This is a genomic window from uncultured Gimesia sp., from assembly GCF_937919775.1.
GTDB lineage: Bacteria > Planctomycetota > Planctomycetia > Planctomycetales > Planctomycetaceae > Gimesia.
Window position 1 is genome coordinate 1 of sequence record NZ_CALFPF010000394.1, and the last position, 4226, is coordinate 4226.

4 protein-coding genes are annotated in these 4226 nt (G+C 50.1%); 2 read left to right on the forward strand and 2 right to left on the reverse strand.

Annotation, left to right across the window (positions count from 1 at the left end):
- Positions 1-486: DUF3417 domain-containing protein (locus Q0294_RS10810; RefSeq protein ID WP_299464687.1), on the reverse strand; the 486-nt coding region annotated here is incomplete at its 3' end.
- Between the two features lie 501 nt (positions 487-987).
- Here Q0294_RS10810 and Q0294_RS10815 point away from each other — a divergent pair.
- Positions 988-1896 carry an NAD(P)H-hydrate dehydratase gene (locus Q0294_RS10815; protein WP_299464690.1) on the forward strand — a complete coding sequence of 303 codons (909 nt, stop codon included), beginning with the start codon at positions 988-990 and terminating at the stop codon, positions 1894-1896.
- A gap of 61 nt (positions 1897-1957) precedes the next feature.
- Here the strand turns inward: Q0294_RS10815 and Q0294_RS10820 are convergent, their stop codons facing one another.
- Positions 1958-3172, reverse strand: coding sequence for a C45 family peptidase (locus tag Q0294_RS10820; RefSeq protein ID WP_299464693.1), 1215 nt, complete (start codon positions 3170-3172; stop codon positions 1958-1960).
- 347 nt (positions 3173-3519) lie between these two features.
- On the opposite strand from Q0294_RS10820, the gene Q0294_RS10825 reads away from it, so the two are divergent.
- The coding region (locus Q0294_RS10825) for an MMPL family transporter (protein WP_299464696.1) at positions 3520-4226 on the forward strand (707 nt) is incomplete at its 3' end.

The following is a 4226-nucleotide window of genomic DNA, read 5'->3' on the forward strand; positions in this document are numbered from 1 at the left end:
TTCCTGCTGCCAGCCTTCTTTGTCGATATGCTGTGAGAAGTAACCTTCCCCATAAAATAAGCCAATCGCCACCAGAGGCAAACCCAGGTCGGACGCACTTTTCAGATGGTCACCAGCGAGAACGCCTAAACCACCGGAATAAATGTGTAATGATTCGTGAATACCAAACTCAGCCGAAAAATAGGCTGCACAGCGATGTCCCAGAATGGTGGCGTTTGTCGAACCCCACGTTTCAGATCGCTCCATGTATTCCTTCCAGCGACGGTACGCGACATTTACACGGGAATGCAAACTGAGATTGCCTAAGATGTCGTCCAGTTGCTCGGGCGTGAACTCTTTGAGCAGCACGATCGGGTTATGATTGAGTTCCGACCATTTTTCCGGATCAATCAGATGGAAAATTTGTGTCACATCTGGCTGCCAGCTCCACCAGAGATTACCGGCCAGGTCACAAAGCTTTTCATAAACAGTTTTTTTTCTAGCCATTGAAGATCCATCCCATCCGTTGCGATTTCTGTAAGTCTGTCATTCCTCAGAATCTTTCCGAGGCTGGTTCTGATATCTTTCCTGCTGCCTGATTGAACGCGCAGAAGCGCAGACATGAGTATGATAAAAAAAATACTTCGTTCAAAAAAGGCAAACAAAGTATAATGAACTCTTGAAAAACTGGGAGTCATATCGGTCCCTGTTTCGGCAGGATATATGGAACTTCCACACATTCCCTCCTTCCCATTTATCTCATTCACCCTATACTAACCGTGGCAATTCCTACGCAATATCATGTACAATCAAAAAACTGAATCCTGAGTCTCGATTCCATTTAAAAGGCCGCCATATCGGCTAAATTGATTTTCTGTTCCAGAGCGCGTCCCATTTAACCTTAGTCTCACCAATGCTACTATATTTGATCCGATTGGCCTTGGAGACGCGACAATAAACCTGGACACAGGCTAGTGATGTTGTTTGAATTTGAAAGAAGTTTTTACCATGAATATTCAACGCATTTCTAACCTGCCGAAACTGCCGCTACGCCCTGAAAACGCGCATAAGGGAACCTTCGGAAAAGTTCTGGTGATTGCCGGCAGTTCCGGCATGAGCGGTGCCGCCTGCCTCGCCGGCATGGGAGCACTGCGCGGAGGCGCGGGGCTGGTGTTCCTGGCGGTTCCGGAATCGATTCAAACCATTGTCTCCAGCTGGAACCCCTGTTACCTGACCCTGCCTTTGCACGTCGATCAGCAAGGCCAACTGTCACAGGCATCCGAAGCCCATTTATTCAGCCAGATGCAGGGTTTCGACACCGTCGCCATCGGCCCGGGTTGCGGATCAAATGCCTGGATTGAAAACGTCACGCACAAACTTTACACGGAACTCAAACAGCCGCTGATTCTCGATGCGGACGCTCTGAACGCACTCTCCACGTCTGATAAATCCTTACCGACCGCGGCAGGCCCGCGCATTCTGACGCCTCATCCCGGTGAGTTTTCACGCCTGATTAACAAACCTGTCGAGGAAATTGGACAGCAGCGAGAGGCCCTTTCCATCGCATTTGCAAAACAGCATCAGGTCGTGCTGCTGCTCAAAGGGGCGCACACGATTATCACCGACGGCACTCGCATCGCAGTCAATACCACAGGCAACAGTGGCATGGCCACCGGCGGGAGTGGTGATGTGCTGACCGGTCTGATTACCGCCTTATCGGGACAGGGAATGCCCGCGTTCGAAGCCGCGCAACTCGCCGCTCATTTACACGGCCTTGCGGGAGATCTGGCCGCAAATGACCTGTCTGAACCTGCGATGATCGCCGCCGATCTCCCCGACTACCTGCCCGATGCCTGGCTGCACATGATTCATCAACAGGACGGACAATCCCATCCCAGGCTGCCAATCATCGAGTAGAAATCACACCGTGAAATCAACCGGGTGAAGCCGGATTGCATTCGGAATCACCCGTAAATCGCTATTTCGTTTTCTGAGAAACGGCCTGACCAGCGGGCATCGGATAAACGGGCGCCCCTGCAGCCGGTTTTCGTTTCAATAATTCAGATAACTGAAACGCATAATACTTCTGATTCGCTGCCGGATCACCGTCGGTGCTGGCATTGGCCACCCAGAGTCTGGTGGTTTTGGGCTCGAACAATACATTATGCAGATTCGATTTCATGGCGACAGGCCGGCTCATCAGTTGAATCGCCGATTCTGCAGTAAACTCGCCGTATCCCTGTTTGACCCGTTTGGAAAGCTCCTGATAACGATCTCCGGCGGACAGCAAAGCGGCGTCTTTCACCGGATTCGGGAGCAGAGGATGCGCTTCGCCGGGCTGAATCAGCTCCATCTTCTCCCAACTCGTCGCCATGCCGACCGACCGATTCGTTTTGCCATCGGCAATCACATAATAATATTCGCAGGTACGATAGTTGTCACGAAAGACGGCAATCGCTTCGTCCAGATCTTTGGCGGTTTCCAGCACTTCTCGCACGAGAAACGCCATCGGTACACCGGACCAGTGCCCCAGTCCGCGTCCCCCCATTTCGCCGATCGAAACCGATTTCATGTTCATCCCGGTGACCGATCCGATAAAACCGGCATAGGAAACATTCACAAACGGAATGCCCCCTTCAGGTTCTGCCACAACCAGGACCGCATGATCCTGCAAGCCCCAGTCACAGGCGTAATCCAGCACACGACCGTGATACAAAGTTCCATCTTTCGTCGCGGTATTCGCAATCGAAAATCCGCTGCAGTGGAACATTTCCGGAATAAAATTGGTCGCCCGCACATCTTCATAGGCGATCTCCGCCCCGTCCGAGAGCCCCCGCATTTCGTCCACATATTTTTGCGGAGTGTATGGTTTTTGAATCTGAACAACAGTTTCGATGGCCTGACGTGGCTTGAGTTTAACCAGCCCCAGATCAACGAGTGTTGTCTCTCCCTTTTGGTTCAGCAGGTTATACATGTTCTTTCGAACGTGTTCCTTCAGCAGAACTCCCTGCTGATAACCCATTTCATAATGGTTCCCTTTGACGTGCAGCACCAGATATCCGTTGACCTTCTCCAACCAACCTTCACCACAGCGGGCAATGGTTTGAGCAGACGCGGTCACAGGTGAAAGACAAACCACAGCCAGCAGGACTAATAGAAAGAAACCTGAGAAACGGCGCGGGGTAAGAAACATAAGAAGATCCTTTTCACTCATCAGAACGATTATATGGAAAATTTGAAGTGAATCAATTTCGGACTGGAAATCTATTATGACAAATCAAACGAAAGATACAAAATCAATTCTCGCTCCTCAGGCCAAAAAAATGAACATAAACACACATTTCAGCCTCACATTGCAATTCAGATGCCCTTGGACTTGAAATCGTCTAGTGTAATGTGTGAAGATTGACGGCTTGAAGACCGGCAGTTACTGTAGGTACCTCAACCGCTTTGTTCTGGTTTCAAAAAATCAGTGGGAAAGGTTAACGTCTTCACGCGTGGATTTTACCTCTCTTCACCAGCTCATTGTTAGCAATCTTTATGTTTCGAGTTTTAGGCAACACTGTTGTCCGGTATTGGCAAATCATACTCGCTTGCTGGGTTTTAGCAGTAGCAGGAATTTCGTTTGTCGCCCCTGAGTGGTCAACAGTCGTACAAAATGGCGAATTCGCGTTTCTGCCGGGAGACTCTCCGAGTCTGCTGGGGGAGAAGCTGTTTAAACGCGCGTTTCCCGATGACCTGCTCGCCAGCAGCATCGTCATCGTCGTTCGGCGGGAACACGGTGACCAGGGATTACGACCAGCGGACCTCAAATTTATTGAGGATCAACTCAAGCCGCAACTCGAAAAAATTGCGGTAAATGAGGGAGGCTTTGCGACAGAAAAAAACACTCCCGGTATAAGTTCAAAAACGTCCAACATCTCGCGGATTCGTACTTACACAGATAAATCCATCGGCAATCTGCTGCAAAGTGAGGATAACAAGGCCTCGCTGGTCATCGTGGAACTCTCGACCGAATTTCTCGACCAAAGTAATGCCAAAACGGTCGCAGATATTGAAAATCTCATCCAGCACGATACGGAATTCAAAAAGTCGATTGAGCCGGGTCTGGATATCACCCTCAGCGGCATTGCGACTGTCGGCCGCGATATGATACGCGCGGCAAATCAGAGCGCCGAAGCAACAGAACTCTGGACGGTTCTACTGGTGATTCTGCTGCTCATTATCATTTATCGCGCACCGATTCT